Origin of the sequence: Paenibacillus sp. J14 (genome assembly GCF_000518465.1) — a bacterium.
GTDB classification, from domain to species: domain Bacteria; phylum Bacillota; class Bacilli; order Paenibacillales; family Paenibacillaceae; genus Fontibacillus; species Fontibacillus barengoltzii.
In genome coordinates this window covers 1-18,036 of the sequence record NZ_JADQ01000008.1, presented here as the reverse complement: position 1 = coordinate 18,036, position 18,036 = coordinate 1, and the positions used below count along the sequence as shown (strand labels likewise).

The window sequence follows — 18,036 nt, the reverse complement described above, 5'->3', positions numbered from 1 at the left end:
AGCCTCGCACCGCGAAAGCTCGCGAAACGAGGCTGTAATTCAATTATATTCAATTTTATAACGCGTGTTTGCTGCGCACTTCGAAAATGGCAAATTTCAGGTAATGTCCTTCGTCCACCCCAAGAATTTGCGGGTGGTCCTTACCGGCTGCCCGCCATTCCACAAGACGCAGTACTTTGCCCGCATCCTCCGCTGCCTCAAGAATCGTCTCCAGGAACAGATCCGGACGCATATGGTAAGAGCAGCTGGCCGTGACCAAATAGCCGCCTTCATTTACCAGCTTCATGCCGTGCAGGTTAATGTCTTTATAGCCGCGAACGGCGCCTTTGACCGCCGCTTTCGTCTTGGCGAACGCCGGTGGATCGAGGATCACGACGTCCCACGTCCGCCCGCCGCCGGCGGTCAAAGGCACGGAAGTATCGACCTTAGCGTCCTGGGCAGCCCGCCGTGCCCGTTCCTCCAAGCCCTTTACCTGGCTGCGCAGATAGTCAAACGCATCAGCCACCACAAATTCGACGCGATCGGTGAACCCATTCAGTTCCACGTTCCGCTTCGCACTTTCTATCGCATGCTCGGAGATGTCAAGGCAAGTGACCTTTTTGGCTCCATATTTGCAAGCATGCAAGGTGAAGCTTCCGGTATGCGAGAAGCATTCCAGCACGGTAGCTCCATCCCAGTACGGGAAGGTGACTTCTTTACCGTTCCGGTTAACCGGTGCGAGACGCACACCGCCGTCTTCCGTGGGCAGCTCTTGCAGCGAAATGCCGCTGCGGCCACCCCAGCCGGTCATCAACGGCTTGATGGACGCCCGGTTTTCCCGCTGGTCGAAGAAATACCCGGTTTTTTGCCCCTGCTCGATATCCACCTCGATCTTAAGCCCGTTCTCTGAAACGATCACATGGCGCGGCGGCTGGCCAAAGATCGACCCTTTCACCTGCTCCAAGCCTTCCATTTCCCGGACACCTACATCACTGCGTTCATAGATGCCAACGGGGTGCATCACTTCGGACAACGCCTCTACGATCTGCTCCCGACAGCGGTCCATCCCCAGTGTAAGCAGTTGTACTACCAACACGTCACCAAACTTGTCCACAATCAGCCCCGGCAAAAAGTCGGCCTCTCCGTATACGAAACGGTAAGCGTCCTCCTTCACGAACCGTTCCCGATGCTTCAAGCATTCCTGAAACCTACGGACAAAAAAGGCCTTGTCCATCGCCTCCAACGGTGTATACGACACGATGCGGACAGTAATTTGTGAAGCCGGGTTGTAATACCCGGTGGCCAGATAACGGTTCCGGTGATCAACCACCTCAACCAAATCGCCCGGTTCCACCTCTCCTTCCAATCGTTCGATTTCATTTTTGAAGATCCAAGGATGTCCTTTTTCCACCCGTTTCTTGCGGCTGCGTTGCAATATGACCCTTGCCACTTAATCCTTCACTCCTCATTTTAAATATGACTCACGACGCCTAAAGCACCGCTGCGACCGGGACGGTTCGTCAGCCTGACTGGCATGGAAGTTGTCCGACCGTCATATATGTAACTTGTACGATTATCGCTTGTCTGCATTTGACAGATCATCCGGGGAGGGAGGTTGCCAGCATGTTTCATGAGATTTTGTTTCCTGTGACGTTTGGCTTCGCCCTGTTCCTGTTCGGCATGAAGGTCATGGAGGCGGCCCTGCACGCATGGGCAGGTCCACGACTGATTGGTGTTCTTCACCGGACGACGCGGACACCTTGGACCGGCCTTGTGTCGAGCACCTTTATCACGGCTGTCTTACAGAGCAGCACCGCTGTAACCGTCATGACAATTGGCCTGGTTAACGCCCGCCTGTTGTCCTATGCACGGACGCTCGGCATTATTCTGGGAGGGAATATCGGAACCTGCCTGACCACAGAACTGCTTGCCCTTAATATAGCCAAGCTGGGAGCCCCCATGCTGATCGTTTCGTTCACGTTATGGGCCGCCGCCGTGCTGGCAGGCGAAATGTTGCCAAACTATATCCAACGCTGCATCCCCTGGTTGCTGCCCTTGCAGTATGCTGCCCTGGCTATCGCCGGCTTCAGCCTCGTTATGATCGCCATCCGTTTTATGCAGTCGATTGGTCCGGCGCTGGAAGAGCGCGGCGTGATCTCCTGGCTGCTGGAGCATGCCACCGGCAGCCTGTTGTGGGGCGCCTTTGCCGGCGCTATCCTGACGGCGATCATTCATAGCAGTGCTGCCGTCGTCGCCATGACGATGGGACTCGCCGCTAGTGGTGCCTTGCCGGTCGAATTTGGCATCGCCATGGTTATCGGCTCCAACGTAGGCACCTGTGTCACGGCGGTCATCGCCGCCATCAGCGGCACCCGAGCTGGCCGCTTCGTCGCATGGTCGCATGTAACGCTCAACGTATTGGGAGCAGTCTTGTTCTTGCCGCTAGTTCCGCTGCTGCAAGGGGCGGCAGCCTGGTTAACCAGCGATCTTTCAGCGCAAATCGCTCACACGCAGACGATTTTTAATGTGGTCTGCTCCTTGCTGGCGCTGCCGTTCTGCTATTTGCCAATCTGGTCCAAGCTGGACCCGCCTGAAGACCTGGATCATCACGCCGGCCCCCTCCTTCCGAATGCGAAGGCATCTAAATAGCCGCAAAAATGCAGTTATTTTCCCCGATATTCTCCCATCTCCTCAATATCGCAGAAAACAACTGCACCGTATTAGTTCTCCGGCTCGATCCCCAGCATTTGCAAGGCCTTCTCTAAGATGAAGTCGTTATTGTCATATCCCGCCTTGCGTTGCTGACGCCAAGCCTCCTGCGGCTCGTACCAGGACACGCTGCGGATCTCCTCAAGCTGAGGACGGAGGGCACCGCTTTGCCATTCTACCAGGTAATAATGGACTTCTTTTTCCACGGAGCCGAGTTTGGGATGATGGTAAGTATATGCGATGATATCAATCAATTTATTAATCCGGCCCACAATGCCGGTTTCTTCCAAAATTTCGCGCAGCGCCGTTTGTTCCACGGTTTCGCCTGGTTCCCTCTTCCCTTTCGGAAACGATATCTTGCCATAACGATCGGTAATCAGTTGCACTTGCAGCCGTCCGTCTTGGATGCGATAAACGACGCCTCCAGCAGAGATTTCTTTGAATGGCATTCTGGCTGTACCTCCTTTATTTTACCCAAGCCTCCCAATGGACTGAGGCGCTTCTGTTCGCTGTTCCCTTCAGGATATGCCGTCTTCGGCGCTGGGCGAGAAATTGTTGACGCCCGTTGTTATTTGTTAATTATAGGTGCATCGCACTCATACTTCCAAATTACCCGTATGTAACAACAAGGATTTCAACCCCAATCAGGGTGAAATCCTTGACCTATGCCCGATGGCGGGCGACCTTATTAAGCTAAGGCTTGAGTGGCATCGTCCAGAACTCGAAGTAACTGTCCTTCGCAGGTGTTCGCATCCGCTTTGGTCAGCTTCACGCGGCAGATTTTGCCGGTCAAGTCCGGTGTGCCCGGGAAGCGAATTTGCAGGTAGTTGTCGCTGAAGCCCGTCACGAAGCCGTCTCCGGCAGTGCCCTTCTCATCCTTCTCTGGAATGACATCCAGCACCTGACCCACGAATTTCTCCGCATAAGCCAGCTGCATTTGCTCGGACAAGTCGATCAGTTCATGCACGCGAGCATGCTTCACTTCTTCGTCGACCTGGTCCTCCATCCGCGCTGCCGGCGTACCGCTCCGCTTGGAATACGGGAACACGTGCATTTCCGAGAAGCCGATGCGTTTGATCGCTTCGAAGCCTTCACGGAACAGCTCGTCAGTTTCCCCAGGGAAGCCGACAATGATGTCAGTTGTAATCGCAACGTCCGGCATGAAATCGCGGATCATTTTGATTTTATGCTCGAATTCTTCGATCGTGTACTTTCTTCTCATCCGCTTCAGCACTTCATTGCTGCCTGCTTGCAGCGGGATATGGAAGTGACGGCACATCTTCGAGGAGTTCTTCAACACATCCAGCATCCGTTCATCGATCTGGCTTGCTTCAATCGAGCTGATCCGGATACGTCCCAGACCTTCGACTTTATCCAAGTCCCACAGCAGATCGGACAAACGGTAGTTCTCCAAATCATCCCCATAGCCGCCCGTATGGATGCCAGTCAGAACAATTTCCTTATATCCTGCAGCGACCAGTTGACGCGCTTGCTGAATGACGCTTTGCGGGTCGCGGCTGCGCGACAAACCACGCGACCAAGGGATAATGCAGAAGGTGCAGAAGTTGTTGCAGCCCTCTTGGATTTTCAGAAAAGCGCGGGTATGATCGGCAAAGCTTGGTACGTCCAGCTCTTCGAACTCCCGAGTCTTCATAATGTTGCGCACAGCGTTAATCGGCTTACGTTGCTCTTGAAGCTGCTTCACGTAAGGGATAATTTTGTCCCGATCCTGTGTACCGATGACGAGATCTACGCCCGGAATATCCAAAATCTCCGCAGGTGATGTCTGCGCGTAGCAGCCAGTTACCGCAATGATCGCGTCGGGGTTACGGCGCACCGCCCGCCGAATAATCTGACGGCTCTTCTTGTCACCGGTATTCGTCACCGTACAAGTGTTAATCAAATAAACGTCGGCAGCTGATTCCTCGAAATCAACCTGTTCATAGCCTTCGTTTTTAAAGAGTTGCCAAATGGCTTCAGTATCATAGAAATTCACTTTACAGCCCAAGGTGTAAAAGGCGACAGTAGGCATCGCTCATTCCCCCCCCATTTCTCCGGATTCATACATGATGCAAGTCAGGGCGGCCATGGCAGCGGTCTCGGTACGCAAAATGCGCCGGCCTAAACCAACGGATACCGCTCCCGCAGCTTCGGCTTCCTCTACTTCCGCTTCGGTAAAGCCGCCTTCCGGTCCAACGACCACAGCGACTTTCACCGTTCTTTCAGGTGTCAACCCGATAACGAAAGGCTTCAGCACGTCTCGCAGCTGCCGGCCGTCCTCTTTTTCATAACATAAACATACCAAATCGTAGTTGTTCAGCTCTACAAGCAGCTTGTCCCATTTGACGGGAAGCTTAACCGTCGGAATTTTGCTGCGATGCGCTTGCTCGGCGGCTTCCTTGGCGATTTTCTGCCAGCGGGTGAGCCGCTTCTCCTCCTTCTTGCTGTCATACTGTACCACCGTACGCTCAGATAAAAAAGGAAGGAAAGAAGCCGCACCAATCTCCGTACACTTCTGAATGACGGTTTCCATTTTGTCGCCTTTGGGCAAGCTTTGGGCTACCGTCACTTGAAGCCACGGTTCGCCCGACGCCGCCAGCTCCTCTATAATAGCCGCGGTCACTTGCTGCGGCTCGATGATTGTAATCTCCGCGAGGACTTCCCGGGATATTCCGTCGCTCACGATCAGCTTATCGCCGGGTTTGGAACGCATCACCCTACCGATATGACGGGCATCTTCACCGGCAATCGTCACTTCCCGATCGCCAAATTGCGCGGGATCCACAAAATATCGCTGCATGCCATCATCCTCACCGTTCCATAAGGTCAAAAATCACCAAACTACATCATACAACTTTTGAACTCCTGTTTCCAGTCCTCTTCTCCGGCTTATACGCCAAACAAAGCTAGGAAAAGATGGGCAAACTGGTAATAGATCGTTTCGGCTGCATTATATAGCGGCATGATCGTATATTTCTGCATGCCCGGGACGATCAGGATCACTAAGAAGATCAGCACCGACCACTGCTCATATTGCTGCAATTTGCCTAACATGCGGCGCGGCACCACATCCTCCAAAATTCGATAGCCGTCAAGCGGCGGTAAAGGAATCAGGTTAAATAAAAATAAGAAGAAGTTCATGACTGTAAATAGATTAAAGAAAATAAGAACGGCTTGAAATAACTTCTCGTTCGTAATTGCATCCAGCACGCCAAAACGGGCCAGCATCACGTAAATCAGCGTCCCCAGGACACCCAGCAGCAAGTTGCTGAGCGGTCCGGCAACCGATACGATCACACCCATCAGGCGCGGTTTGCTGAAATTGTCACGGTTCACCGGAACCGGCCGGGCCCAACCGAACCCGGCAAGCAGGAGCAGGATAATCCCCAATAGATCAAAATGAACTGCCGGATTCAACGTCACGCGCCCCAGCAGCTTGGCCGTCGGGTCCCCGAATTTGTTAGCAAAATAGGCATGCGAAAATTCATGCAGCGTAAAGGCGATCACCAGCGTGATCAAATAAAAGGGGAGCTGGTCCAACGGAACCCGCAATATTCGGTCTAGAAAATCCATATTTAATTACCTCTTTCTCGCCACAAAAGCGACCCAATCTTCTTCCCGGGCCGTCCGTTCCAGTTCGAAACCCGCGGCAATCAGCGCTTCTTGTACGGCTTGTTCTTTATTCTTATAAATTCCCGAGGCGATATAATAACCGCCAGGCGTCAATGCTTGATAGACATCCTCGATAAACAGCAAAATGATCTCTGCCAAAATGTTCGCCACGACCACCCGTACTGGCAGCTTGATCTCAACATTCGTGCTGCCCTCGCCCTTCAGAACGGATAACAGGTCGCTTTCCACGACTTGGATCCGGTCTTCCAAGCCATTCAGACGCGTGTTCTCTTTCGCACTAGATACAGCGACCGGATCCAGATCCAGCGCCAGCACTTTAGAGGCGCCAAGCCGACACGCACCGATGGCGAGAATCCCTGAGCCCGTGCCGACATCAATCACTTCGTCCCCATCTTGGATTATACTCTCTAGTGTGCGTAAGCAAAGAGAGGTGGTAGGATGCGTACCTGTACCAAACGCCATGCCCGGGTCCAGCTCAATAATTTGCTCATTCGGCGCAACCGGTACATATTCCTCCCACGTCGGTTTGATCGTCAGTCTCTCGGACACCCTTAGCGGCTTGAAATATTGCTTCCAATTGTTCGCCCAATCGTCCTCGCTGACATCCCGCACGGAGATCTCCGCCGCCCCAGGATCAATATCAAAGCTCTTCAGCTCCTCGATGCGTGCGCGAACTTCCGCAATCACATCATCGATATCCAGCCCTTCTGGAAAATACCCGCTGATCTTCGCTTCTCCTTCAGGAATGTCGTTAGGTGGAATTTCAAACCATTGTCCCAGGGAGGTATCCCGAGGTTTATCGTTATCGACGTGCTCTTCAATGGTTACTCCGCCTGCGCCTGCCTCGTGCAGGAAGTTGGAAACCATCTCCACCGCTTCTTCCGTCGTATGTATAGTTAATTCTTTCCAAATCATCGTATGATTTCCTCCTTGACTTACATGCATAAGATTTATTGTACTATAGATTCTGGAACGTGACAAAACAAAACAGGGAACCCTTGGGTCCCCCGTTGCTGTTGATGGTTTACAGCTTGTATTGCCCCTGCTGGCGTGCATCCGCCCGTTCGCTGCGCTCCAGCGCTTCCCAATCCTCTTGATCAGCCATCTCTTCGGAAAACTCTACATCCGTATAGTGTCCGATCGGCAGATTTTTTCCTTTGGCAGAGATCCGCTTAGTTCGCCGATCCTCCTGACTTTGACTCATTTTCTGCTTCAGCTCCTTTCCATGTACTCTCCAATTGGCATGATGAAATCATTCTTCTTTAAGGATTAAATCAAGCCGCCCGCCTCTTCAATGATGCGCAACGCCTGATGGTGAATTGATTCGTCAACGACAGCGGTTAGTAAAATGTCATGACCGGTCGGCCCGCCTTGCCCCCCATGGCTAAGTCCGCTGGCTGCCGGATCTGCTGCTGCCAAGATCCCCGCCGACGGGTTCGTAATCGACGCATCCTGGGTGACCGCCGCCAGGCTGGAGATGCTGCCCGACACCGGATTCATCGGATTGTATCCCTCACCAGCATAACGGCTGAAGCGATCAATCGATATATCTTCCACCCGCAGTGCACTTAATTTACGGGCAACTCCTTCGGCCTGTTCCGGGCTTTTGAAATAGGCCAAAATGTTCTTTTCAGCCATCCTTCCTCCCTGCCTTTCGTTTTAGGCTTCAATGAAGCTGCACGCGCACAGCCCATTATTCGGTAGGATGTAATTTTGGTCATGGCTTTATACAAATTTGTCCGATTCCCGACTTGATTCAATTTAAATTTGAAACGTTTCCTTGGCTTGTCCGTATTACTCGTTGGGGAAGCGAACATACTTTACTTACAATCATAGGAGGAGTTTATAGACGATGTTAAAAAAAATGATGCTTCTGATGATGGTCTTCACCGTCTTCTTCACCTTCACTGCCCCTGACTTTGCCGACGCAAGACGCGGCGGCGGATTCAAGTCCGGCCCGCGGTCGTACAATCCAACCCCGAAGAAGCCGTCACAAAGCGAATATCAGAATACGACGGGGAATCGCAATAAAACCCAAGCAGGGACTCCGACGACAAACCGCGGATTCTTCAGCGGCGGCAGCTTTATGCGCGGCATGATGATCGGCGGTCTTGCAGGTTTGCTGTTCGGCGGCTTATTTAGCAGTATGGGCTTCTTCGGCAATCTGCTCGGATTAGCTGTGAACCTGTTAGCGATCTATGTAATTGTTGTTGCGGTTGCGGCCCTGTACCGCCGATTCAAAAAACAGCCGCGCCACGACGATTATCGCAATGGAGGCCGTTATTAAGCCATGATCCTCGGGATGGACGAAATCATTAACGCGATTTGCCTGCATACCGCTGAACGGAGAGGCGTCCGCCCCCCCGATGTGACGGTTGAGCTCAGCTGGGATGAAGATACTGGCTATACCGGTGAAGTATGGGTTGGCGGCCGCAGCTGGTACATCGTTGAATCGAACATCATGGAAGCGATCATGGTGTACGTACATCGGGAATACGGCATGCGGGTCTTCCGGGAAGATATCCGGCTGATGCTGGAGGATGAAATTTTAGCGGAAATCCAAACGGAAGGTTAATACTCAATGCCAAAAAACAAAAGCGCGAACTAGGGAATTACTTCTCCTTAGCTCGCGCTTTTATGTTGGAGCGATTAGTCTCCGCGAAACGCCCGTTTCATTCGGTCAAAAAACGACTGTTCATGCTCATGGGTATGCTCGCCGTCCAACGCAGCAAATTGACGCAGCAGCTCCTTCTGCTCATCACTGAGCTTGCTTGGCGTCACGACAACCACTTTCACATGCTGGTCGCCTTGGCCGATTCCGCGCAGGCGCGGCACCCCTTTGCCTTTTAAGCGGAAATAGGTTCCGGTTTGCGTGCCTGCCGGAATTTTCAGCTTCACTTTCTCCGTCAGTGTAGGAATTTCAATCTCATCACCCAATGCAGCTTGGGCGAACGTCAACGGAACTTCGCAATAGATATCGTCGCCTTCACGGTCGAAGAAATCATGCGGTTTGACGCGGATTACGATGTACAAATCGCCAGCTGGGCCGCCGCGCAACCCGCCTTCACCTTCACCGGACATCCGCAGTTGCGCTCCATCGTCAACCCCTGCTGGAATGCGCACATGAATTTTACGCTGTTTCTTTACCTTGCCGCTGCCGGCGCAAGTTGGACATTTCTCCTTGATAATTTGCCCTCTGCCGCCGCAGTTCGTACAAGAACGCCGGTTTACCATACGGCCAAATGGTGTATTTTGAACGACTTCCTGCTGCCCGGTGCCGTGACACACCGAACAGGTCACCGGTTTGGTACCAGGTTTGGCTCCAGTCCCAAAGCAGGTGTCGCAGTTTTCCGTACGCGGAATGGTGATGTCCGTTTCTTTCCCGAACACCGCTTCCTTAAATTCGATCGTCATCGTGTATTGCAAATCATTACCGCGCTGCGGCGCATTCGGATCACGCCGGCTGCCGCCGCCGAAGAACATATCGAAAATATCCCCGAAGCCGCCAAAATCCGCGCCAGAGAAGCCGCCGCCCATGCCCTGATTCGGATCGATATGGCCATACTGGTCATAACGCGACCGTTTTGCAGGATCACTTAAGACGTCATAGGCTTCCTTGACTTCTTTAAACTTCGCTTCCGCATCCGCCGCTTTATTGACGTCCGGGTGATATTGCCGGGCCAGCTTGCGGTACGCTTTTTTGATTTCATCTTCGGACGCATTTTTACTGAGGCCCAGCACCTCGTAGTAATCGCGCTTCTCTGCCATCCTTCCACCCCCATCGGTCATCTTTTCATCACGAAGTAACCTATTTAATATCCCTTATCAGCAAAAGGAAAGTCAAAGCGCGGTAGCAGCCCGCACTTTGACCTTCCCGGTTGCCAAAGTCTATTCACCAGACTCAAACTGCTCTGTGAGCCATCTTAGCTTTATTTCTTATCTTCGTCAACCACTTCGTAGTCAGCGTCAACGACATTCTCGCGGTTCTGGCCGCCGGAAGCTTCAGCGTTGTCTTGCGCGCCTGCTGCTTGCGAAGCTTGCTCATACAGCTTCACGGACAACTGCTGAACAACCTCGGTCAATTTCTCCGATGCCGCTTTGATTTGCTCCAGATTGTCGCTTTCCAGCACTTTCTTCAGCTCTTCTTTCGCAGCGTTTGCTTTCTCAACTTCAGCAGCGTCAACTTTGTCGCCCAGATCCTTCAACGTTTTGTCAACGGTGTAGATCAGTTGGTCAGCATTGTTTTTCGCTTCAACCAGCTCTTTGCGTTTTTTATCTTCTTCCGCATGCAGCTCGGCGTCCTTCATCATCCGTTCGATTTCTTCGTCGCTCAAGCCGCTGGAGGAAGTAATCGTAATTTTTTGGCTTTTACCGGTCCCTTTATCGGTTGCCGATACGTTAACGATCCCGTTCGCGTCAATGTCGAAGGTAACTTCGATTTGCGGTACGCCGCGTGGTGCTGGTGGAATATCGCCCAAGATAAAGCGGCCCAGCGTTTTGTTGCCGGCTGCCATTTCCCGTTCCCCTTGCAGGACGTGGATTTCTACGCTTGGCTGATTGTCGGCAAAGGTCGAGAAGATTTGCGACTTGCTCGTCGGAATCGTTGTATTCCGTTCGATCATCTTTGTGAATACGCCGCCAGCCGTTTCGATCCCCAGCGACAGCGGAGTAACGTCAAGCAGGACTACGTCTTTGACATCGCCGGTCAATACGCCGGCTTGCACCGCAGCGCCAAGCGCAACGACTTCGTCCGGGTTGACGCCTTTATGCGGCTCTTTGCCCGTCAGTTTCTTGATGGCTTCTTGTACGGCAGGAATCCGTGTAGAACCACCAACAAGCACGACTTTGTCGATGTCGGCTGGAGTCAAACCAGCATCGCTCAAAGCCCGGCGAGTTGGTCCAAGGGTGCGTTCAACGAGATCCGCAGTCAACTCTTCGAATTTCGCGCGAGTCAGGTTCACTTCAAGGTGTTGCGGCACGCCGTCAACAACCGTGATGAATGGCAGAGAAATCGTTGTCGTCAACACGCCGGACAGTTCTTTTTTCGCTTTTTCTGCAGCATCTTTCAAACGTTGTACCGCTGCTTTGTCCTTGCTCAAGTCAACGCCTTGATCCTTCTTGAACTCGGCTACGAGGTAATCGATGATCTTCTGGTCGAAGTCGTCACCGCCCAGATGGTTGTCCCCGCTGGTCGCTTTAACTTCAAAGAAGCCATCGCCCAGTTCGAGGATCGATACGTCAAAGGTACCGCCGCCCAGGTCATATACGAGAATCGTTTGATCTTCAGCTTTCTCCAAACCGTAAGCCAGTGCAGCAGCCGTTGGTTCGTTGACGATCCGCAGCACTTCCAAACCAGCGATTTTCCCGGCATCCTTCGTCGCTTGACGTTGGCTGTCGTTAAAATAAGCCGGAACCGTGATTACGGCTTGGGTGACCGGTTGTCCCAAATACGCTTCTGCGTCAGCTTTCAGCTTCTGCAAAATGATAGCGGAAATTTCTTGCGGCGTATATTCTTTGCCATCGATCACTTCTTTATGGTTCGTCCCCATATGACGTTTGATCGAAATGATCGTCCGATCCGGATTGGTGATCGCTTGACGTTTCGCCGTCTCACCGACGATCCGTTCACCGTCTTTCTTAAAACCTACGACAGAAGGGGTTGTGCGCGCACCTTCCGGGTTAGGAATGACGACCGCTTCGCCGCCCTCCATTACCGCAACGCAGGAGTTTGTTGTACCAAGGTCAATACCGATTACTTTGCTCATTACGTTATGTCCTCCTTAATAGGTTGAATCGTCTTAGGGATTCGTGGTTAGCTGCTGGATTAGCCGCTGACTTTGACCATCGCCGGGCGCAGCACCTTATCTTTCAGCATATAGCCTTTCTGCACAACTTCCACGACGATGCCCTCTTCATGCTCCTCGGATTCCACCTGCATAATCGCCTGATGGAATTCAGGATTAAACGGCTGGCCCTCCGCTTCCATCGCAGTAAGGCCTTCCGCCTTCAACACGCCTTCCAGTTGGCGGAAGATCATTTCCACCCCTTTAACATATGAGGCAGCATCCGTGACGTCTCCGGATGTTTGTAGCGCACGTTCAAAGTTGTCGATCACTGGAAGCAACTCGGTAATCAGCTTGGCGGATGCATACTTGCCCAATTCTTCCTTCTCCTTCACCGTACGGCGCCGGTAGTTATCGAAATCCGCCTGAGCACGCAGCAATCGCTGCTGATATTCCTCGTTCTCCGCACGCAGCTTCTCCAGCTCAGCAGTCACATCCACGTTGTTCGATTCGTTGACAGCTTCAGCAGCACCCTCTGCACCGGCAGCGTTCTGAGTATCTTGCGGTTCTTGAGACGTTACTTCATCTTGCCTCACTTCGGGTCCAGGGGTGTTTTGCAAGTCCTCTTTTACGTTATCGTTCATATTCATTTCTTCCTCTACAGTGTGATTGTTGTCCTGAATCGGCTGTGATTCCTTCAAGATGCTCACCTCCTTAACATGCAGCTAGCCTCGTAGATCATGCATGTTATTGCATCCGGCTCAGGAAATGGCTTAAATCCTTCGATAAAATTTCCAAAATCCGGATCACCCGGGCATATTCCATCCGTGTAGGTCCCAAAATGCCGATCGTACCAACCGCTTCACCCTCGACTTGATAGGTAGCCGTGATGAGGCTGCAGTTGGCGAAGGCTTCATGCCCATTTTCAGTGCCAATACGCACTTGAATGCCAGACCCAGATGCGGAAGAGATCATTTTCGTTAAGGTTGGAGTCTCTTCTAGGACATCAAGAATCCCTTTGACCTTCTCGACATCGCGGAATTCCGGTTGCGTCAACATGTTCGTCGCTCCACTCAGGAAGAGGCGTTGCCCCTCTGTGCCTGAGTCAAGCGCTTGATCCAATACCTTCATTAGATCTTCAAAATGCTCAATATGCCGCTGCATCTCTTGTGCAATCTCATTATACAAGGCAGTCTTGAGCTTATAGATCGGCACCCCAGCAAGCTTGCGGTTCAACAAGTTGACCACCCGTTCCATTTCGGATACGGATACGTCCGGCGGAATCACGACGGTCTTGTTCTCCACTTGTCCTGTGTTCGTCACGACGATCGCCACCGCCTTCGTTTCGTTTAGCGGCAATAGCTGGAAGTGACGCAAAGACGTATGAAAAACTTCCGGCCCCAACAGGATGGAAGTGTAATTGGTCATTTGGGAAAGAATGGTCCCGGCATGTTGAATCACTTGTTCAGTTTCGTTTAATTTTTCTGCGAAAAATGCTTTTAACGTCGTAACTTCTTCATTCGAAAGTAAGTTCAACGGCGTTAGGTGATCCACATAGTAACGGTAGCCCTTATGAGAAGGAATCCGCCCCGCTGACGTATGCGGCTGCTCCAAAAAACCGAGCTCCTCCAAGTCGGCCATTTCATTCCGGATCGTTGCCGGACTGTACCCGACATCGCCCCGTTTCGAAATGCTTCGGGATCCCACAGGCTCCGCCGAGCGAATATAGTCATCAACAATAGCGGTCAATATCATTCTTTGGCGTTCCGTCAACATGGCAATCCCTCCCGGATTAACTCGATTTTTCCGAATCGTTAGCACTCAATGTCATAGAGTGCTAATCACTAATACAAAAATACCAAACCGACCTGACGATTGTCAAGTCAGTCCAGTATCTTAAGAACGGCGATTTCATCGCAGCAATGCTGCTTTGCACAATTGACGCAGTCGGTCCAAACTTTCTCCGGAAAGATTTCTTTCTCTACAACTGCAAACCCATTTTTAAGGAAGAAGGAAACCTCATAGGTGAGCGCCATTACTTTAGGGATCGCTTGTCTCCGGGCCTCTTCCACCAGCTGCTCCACCAGCATGGAACCAAGTCCCTTTCCCTTATGGCCTTCGGCGATCCCAAGGGAACGGATTTCAACAAGTTCCTCCCCCAGCTTGCACAGCGAACCACAGCCGACGACTTCACCATCCACTTCCGCCACGACGAAATCCTGGATCTGACGCTCCAGTATCTTCCGTGAACGCGGCAGCATAATGCCACGCCGGGCATACCCCTCAATGATGTTATATAATGGCTCGACGTCCGCTAAATTCGCCTGTCTGCAAACGGCTACCGCTGGCATGCTGACTTCCCCCTCGTTCACAAATAATATGAATAAATATACAATATACGGTATAAAACTTCAAGAGAAATGTTTCATGGTTATGTCATCTTCCCAGGATATTCCGCGGAATGCAAAAAAGCAGCTTTGCCACTTCAAATCAAGAAGCGCAAGCTGCTTATCAGTTCAGTCTTTATTCGGTTAAAACGCCGATAAATTCGGCAAACACTTCGTTTCCGAACAGCACGCCTTGCTTGCTGAGCCGATAGCCTTCCCCGTCGCTGTGAGGCTCCAGTAGACCAGCGCTTAACATCTTCGTAAGCTGTCGGTTAAATACGTCATCCAGATCTTCGCCAAATTGACCTCGGAAATCCGCTTTACGAATGCCGTCCAGCATCCGAAGTCCAACCATCACGAAGTCCTCCATTGCCTCTTCCCGGGACACGCCAAATTGCTCCAAACGAGGCAGTCCTGTCTTCGCTGCTTCCACATAAGGGTTCACACCCTTAATGTTCACGTGACGCGTGCGGCCGACATACCCGTGAGCACCGGCACCCAACCCGTAGTAATCCTCGTTCTTCCAATACGTGATGTTGTGCCGGCTGGCGAAACCGGGTTTGGCAAAATTACTGATCTCGTATTGCTTGTACCCGGCTTTGTCCATTCGTTCCATTAATAGCAAGTACATATTCAGCTCTTCCTCCTCGCTAGGAAGCGGCAGCTGGTTCTTGTGGTACAGCGTATGGAACAACGTGTTCTCCTCAACCTTCAGGCTGTAGATCGAATAATGCGGCAGCCCAAGCTCCAATGCCCGTGAGACACTATAGTCCAGCATCTCAACCGTTTGGTTAGGCAGGCCAAACATCAAATCGATGGACAGATTATCTAGGCCAACAGCTCTAGCATTCTCCAGGCTCCGGTAGACATCGTCAGTGTTATGGATCCGCCCAATACCGCTAAGCAGCTCATTTTGGAACGCCTGGACGCCGAAGCTGACTCGGTTAACTCCGCCGTCTTTCATAACGGTCAGCTTGTCTCGGTCTGTCGTGCCCGGGTTTGCCTCCATTGTAAATTCGATATCACTCGCCCAATGTGGAAAATGACGTCTGACCGATGCCAAGAAGAACTCCATCTCCTGCGGAGTCAGCACGGTAGGCGTCCCGCCGCCCACAAAGATGCTGCGGATTTCACCTGGCGGGGTTTGCTGGACCGTCAGCTCCATCTCCCGATCCAAGGCGCGCAGATAGTCCATTACCGGTTGATCTTTTAATACGTAAGAGTTGAAATCACAATAGAAGCACTTGTTCGTGCAAAATGGGATATGAATATATACCGCATGCGGTGCGCCGGATGGTCCGGATGAGGCTGCGCCGCCTGCCGCAAGATTTGAGATCGGCATTCCCTGCCCCGGATGCTTCATTGTTTGGTCCATGGTCATGCCCTCCTCCAAGTTTCTCTTAAATAATAGTAGAAAGGAAAGCCCGACGGCTTTCCTTCGTCAACTCACCTGCTTCTTAATTGTCGTCGATCTTCAGCACCGCCATGAACGCTTCCTGCGGCACCTCGACGCTGCCGACCTGCTTCATCCGCTTCTTGCCTTCCTTTTGCTTCTCCAGCAATTTCCGCTTCCGCGAGATGTCACCGCCGTAACATTTGGCGAGGACGTTCTTGCGCATCGCTTTTACGGTTTCGCGGGCGATGACCTTCGTTCCGATCGAAGCCTGAATCGGTACCTCGAACATTTGGCGCGGAATCAGCTCGCGCAGCTTCTCGCAGATAATCCGGCCGCGATGGTATGCACGGTCACGGTGCACGATAAAGGACAAGGCGTCCACCTGCTCTCCGTTCAGCAAGATATCCATCTTCACGAGATTGGATCTGCGGTAACCGGACAACTCGTAGTCAAACGAAGCATAGCCTTTGGTGCTCGATTTTAACTGATCAAAGAAGTCGTACACGATCTCCGACAACGGAACCTGGTACGTAATCGTAACGCGCGTCGTATCAAGGTATTCCATATTCACGAACTCGCCGCGTTTGCTTTGGCACAGCTCCATCACGGTACCGACATAATCGTTAGGCACGATGATGGAGGCTTTGACGTAAGGCTCCTCAACGTAGTCGATTTTGCCGACTTCCGGATAGTTCGACGGGTTGTCAATGGAAATCGTCTCACCGTTCGTCAGCGTTACATTGTAGATAACGCTTGGTGCCGTCGTAATCAGCGGAATGTTAAATTCCCGTTCAATCCGCTCCTGAATGACGTCCATGTGCAGCAACCCCAAGAAGCCGCAGCGGAAGCCAAAGCCCAGCGCGCTGGAAGTTTCCGGTTCGAAACTTAGCGAAGCGTCGTTCAACTGCAGCTTCTCCAGCGCTTCACGCAGGTCATTGTAATCCGACGTTTCGATCGGGTACAAGCCGCAGTACACCATCGGATTGATCTTCCGATAACCCGGCAGCGGCTCTGGTGTCGGATTCTTCGCATCCGTCACGGTATCCCCGACACGGGTATCGCCAACCGTCTTGATCCCGGCCACGATAAAGCCAACATCGCCGACGTTAAGCTCGTCCACAATCGTCATCCGCGGTTTGAACGCGCCGACCTCGATGACTTCAAACGTTTTGTCCGTCGCCATCATTTTTATTTTCGAACCGGCTTTGATCTTGCCGTCAATGACGCGCACATAAACGATAACGCCTTTGTATGGGTCATAGTGGGAGTCGAAGATGAGCGCCTTCAGCGGTTTATCCGGATCTCCCGTCGGTGCTGGCACCTTCTGAACGACCTGTTCCAAAATTTCCTTAATCCCAATTCCAGCCTTGGCCGAAGCATGTACCGCTTCGCTGGCATCCAGGCCGATGACATCTTCAATCTCCTGTTTCACCCGATCAGGATCTGCGCTCGGCAAGTCAATTTTGTTGATGACCGGCAAAATCTCCAGGTTGTTATCCAGCGCAAGATACACGTTAGCCAATGTCTGTGCTTCAATCCCCTGAGCGGCATCCACCACCAGCAAAGCGCCTTCACAAGCCGCCAAGCTGCGGGAAACCTCGTAGGTGAAGTCGACGTGCCCTGGAGTATCGATGAGGTTCAGTATATACTCCTCACCGTCGTCGGCGCGGTAGCTCAGACGAACGGCTTGAAGCTTGATCGTAATTCCGCGCTCCCGTTCCAAGTCCATCTGGTCAAGAACCTGATCCTGCATTTCCCGGGAAGTCAACGCCCCGGTATACTCCAGAATCCGGTCAGCCAAAGTCGATTTGCCATGGTCTATATGTGCAATAATACAGAAATTGCGAATTTTCGCTTGTCTAGCCTTGATATCTGTCATCCTTACCCCCACCACAAATCATCGAAGTAATGCAATCAATTTATTATAGCAGTTGAAGGGGCAAGCAGCAATCACGCGCGATCACTCAGTTAAAATGTTACTAAAGAGGCATCGGTTCACTCACATCGAAATGTTACCGAAGGGATGTGTTTTGAAACTGAGCATGAAAACACGACGTGAAGTAATCCGTACCTTGGCTGATCAATACATGAGAGCGAAATCGCGAAATGAGAAATCTGCAATCCTTGACAACGCCGTGAAGGTGCTGGG

Annotated in this window: 18 protein-coding genes; 3 read left to right on the top strand and 15 right to left on the bottom strand. The window is 52.0% G+C overall.

The features are described 5' to 3' along the window. Positions 1-55: 55 nt before the first annotated feature. Entirely contained in the window at positions 56-1,429 is a 1,374-nt protein-coding gene (locus M891_RS0103880) for a class I SAM-dependent rRNA methyltransferase (protein WP_028537905.1), read from the bottom strand. Positions 1,430-1,602: 173 nt separating this feature from the next. Between M891_RS0103880 and M891_RS0103875 the strand changes: the two genes are divergently transcribed. Further along, positions 1,603-2,628, top strand: coding sequence for a Na/Pi cotransporter family protein (locus M891_RS0103875; protein WP_028537904.1), 1,026 nt, complete (start codon positions 1,603-1,605; stop codon positions 2,626-2,628). A gap of 71 nt (positions 2,629-2,699) precedes the next feature. Here M891_RS0103875 and M891_RS0103870 read toward each other — a convergent pair whose 3' ends face one another. The 7 genes from M891_RS0103870 to M891_RS0103840 all read right to left on the bottom strand — a co-directional run bounded on the left by M891_RS0103870 (position 2,700) and on the right by M891_RS0103840 (position 7,959). Beyond that, positions 2,700-3,137, bottom strand: coding sequence for an NUDIX hydrolase (locus M891_RS0103870; protein ID WP_028537903.1), 438 nt, complete (start codon positions 3,135-3,137; stop codon positions 2,700-2,702). A 239-nt stretch (positions 3,138-3,376) separates the two neighbouring features. Then, positions 3,377-4,720, bottom strand: a complete 1,344-nt coding sequence (gene mtaB / locus M891_RS0103865; protein WP_028537902.1) for a tRNA (N(6)-L-threonylcarbamoyladenosine(37)-C(2))-methylthiotransferase MtaB — start codon at positions 4,718-4,720, stop codon at positions 3,377-3,379. Between the two features lie 3 nt (positions 4,721-4,723). Then, a complete protein-coding gene (locus M891_RS0103860) occupies positions 4,724-5,488 on the bottom strand; it encodes a 16S rRNA (uracil(1498)-N(3))-methyltransferase (protein ID WP_016311438.1) in 765 nt (254 codons plus the stop codon). Positions 5,489-5,577: 89 nt separating this feature from the next. Then, positions 5,578-6,261, bottom strand: a complete 684-nt coding sequence (locus tag M891_RS0103855) for a site-2 protease family protein (protein WP_028537901.1) — start codon at positions 6,259-6,261, stop codon at positions 5,578-5,580. Positions 6,262-6,267: 6 nt separating this feature from the next. Continuing rightward, positions 6,268-7,236 carry a 50S ribosomal protein L11 methyltransferase gene (gene prmA / locus M891_RS0103850; protein WP_028537900.1) on the bottom strand — a complete coding sequence of 323 codons (969 nt, stop codon included), beginning with the start codon at positions 7,234-7,236 and terminating at the stop codon, positions 6,268-6,270. A gap of 109 nt (positions 7,237-7,345) precedes the next feature. Beyond that, on the bottom strand, positions 7,346-7,525 hold the full coding sequence (locus M891_RS0103845) for a YfhD family protein (RefSeq protein ID WP_016311434.1): 180 nt from the start codon (positions 7,523-7,525) through the stop codon (positions 7,346-7,348). A 65-nt stretch (positions 7,526-7,590) separates the two neighbouring features. Then, positions 7,591-7,959: a hypothetical protein gene (locus tag M891_RS0103840; protein ID WP_028537899.1), complete on the bottom strand. Its 369-nt coding sequence runs from the start codon at positions 7,957-7,959 to the stop codon at positions 7,591-7,593. Positions 7,960-8,173: 214 nt separating this feature from the next. Here M891_RS0103840 and M891_RS0103835 point away from each other — a divergent pair, with 214 nt between their 5' ends. Beyond that, positions 8,174-8,608: a hypothetical protein gene (locus tag M891_RS0103835; protein ID WP_028537898.1), complete on the top strand. Its 435-nt coding sequence runs from the start codon at positions 8,174-8,176 to the stop codon at positions 8,606-8,608. A gap of 3 nt (positions 8,609-8,611) precedes the next feature. After that, positions 8,612-8,896 carry a YxcD family protein gene (locus M891_RS0103830; protein ID WP_028537897.1) on the top strand — a complete coding sequence of 95 codons (285 nt, stop codon included), beginning with the start codon at positions 8,612-8,614 and terminating at the stop codon, positions 8,894-8,896. 74 nt (positions 8,897-8,970) lie between these two features. Here the strand turns inward: M891_RS0103830 and dnaJ are convergent, their stop codons facing one another. From dnaJ to lepA, 7 genes are all read right to left on the bottom strand, one after another. Continuing rightward, positions 8,971-10,089 (bottom strand): molecular chaperone DnaJ, encoded by a 1,119-nt coding sequence (gene dnaJ / locus M891_RS0103825; RefSeq protein ID WP_028537896.1) that lies wholly within the window; start codon positions 10,087-10,089, stop codon positions 8,971-8,973. 161 nt (positions 10,090-10,250) lie between these two features. Then, positions 10,251-12,086: a molecular chaperone DnaK gene (gene dnaK / locus M891_RS0103820; RefSeq protein WP_028537895.1), complete on the bottom strand. Its 1,836-nt coding sequence runs from the start codon at positions 12,084-12,086 to the stop codon at positions 10,251-10,253. Positions 12,087-12,145: 59 nt separating this feature from the next. Beyond that, positions 12,146-12,805 (bottom strand): nucleotide exchange factor GrpE, encoded by a 660-nt coding sequence (grpE, locus tag M891_RS0103815; protein ID WP_232228284.1) that lies wholly within the window; start codon positions 12,803-12,805, stop codon positions 12,146-12,148. 46 nt (positions 12,806-12,851) lie between these two features. Beyond that, complete coding sequence (gene hrcA / locus M891_RS0103810) at positions 12,852-13,880, bottom strand: heat-inducible transcriptional repressor HrcA (protein ID WP_028537893.1); 1,029 nt, start codon at positions 13,878-13,880, stop codon at positions 12,852-12,854. 107 nt (positions 13,881-13,987) lie between these two features. Next, positions 13,988-14,455, bottom strand: coding sequence for an N-acetyltransferase (locus tag M891_RS0103805; protein ID WP_028537892.1), 468 nt, complete (start codon positions 14,453-14,455; stop codon positions 13,988-13,990). Between the two features lie 172 nt (positions 14,456-14,627). Next, positions 14,628-15,833, bottom strand: a complete 1,206-nt coding sequence (gene hemW, locus M891_RS0103800) for a radical SAM family heme chaperone HemW (protein ID WP_036699352.1) — start codon at positions 15,831-15,833, stop codon at positions 14,628-14,630. A 115-nt stretch (positions 15,834-15,948) separates the two neighbouring features. Further along, positions 15,949-17,766, bottom strand: a complete 1,818-nt coding sequence (gene lepA / locus M891_RS0103795; RefSeq protein WP_028537890.1) for a translation elongation factor 4 — start codon at positions 17,764-17,766, stop codon at positions 15,949-15,951. Positions 17,767-18,036: the final 270 nt, after the last annotated feature.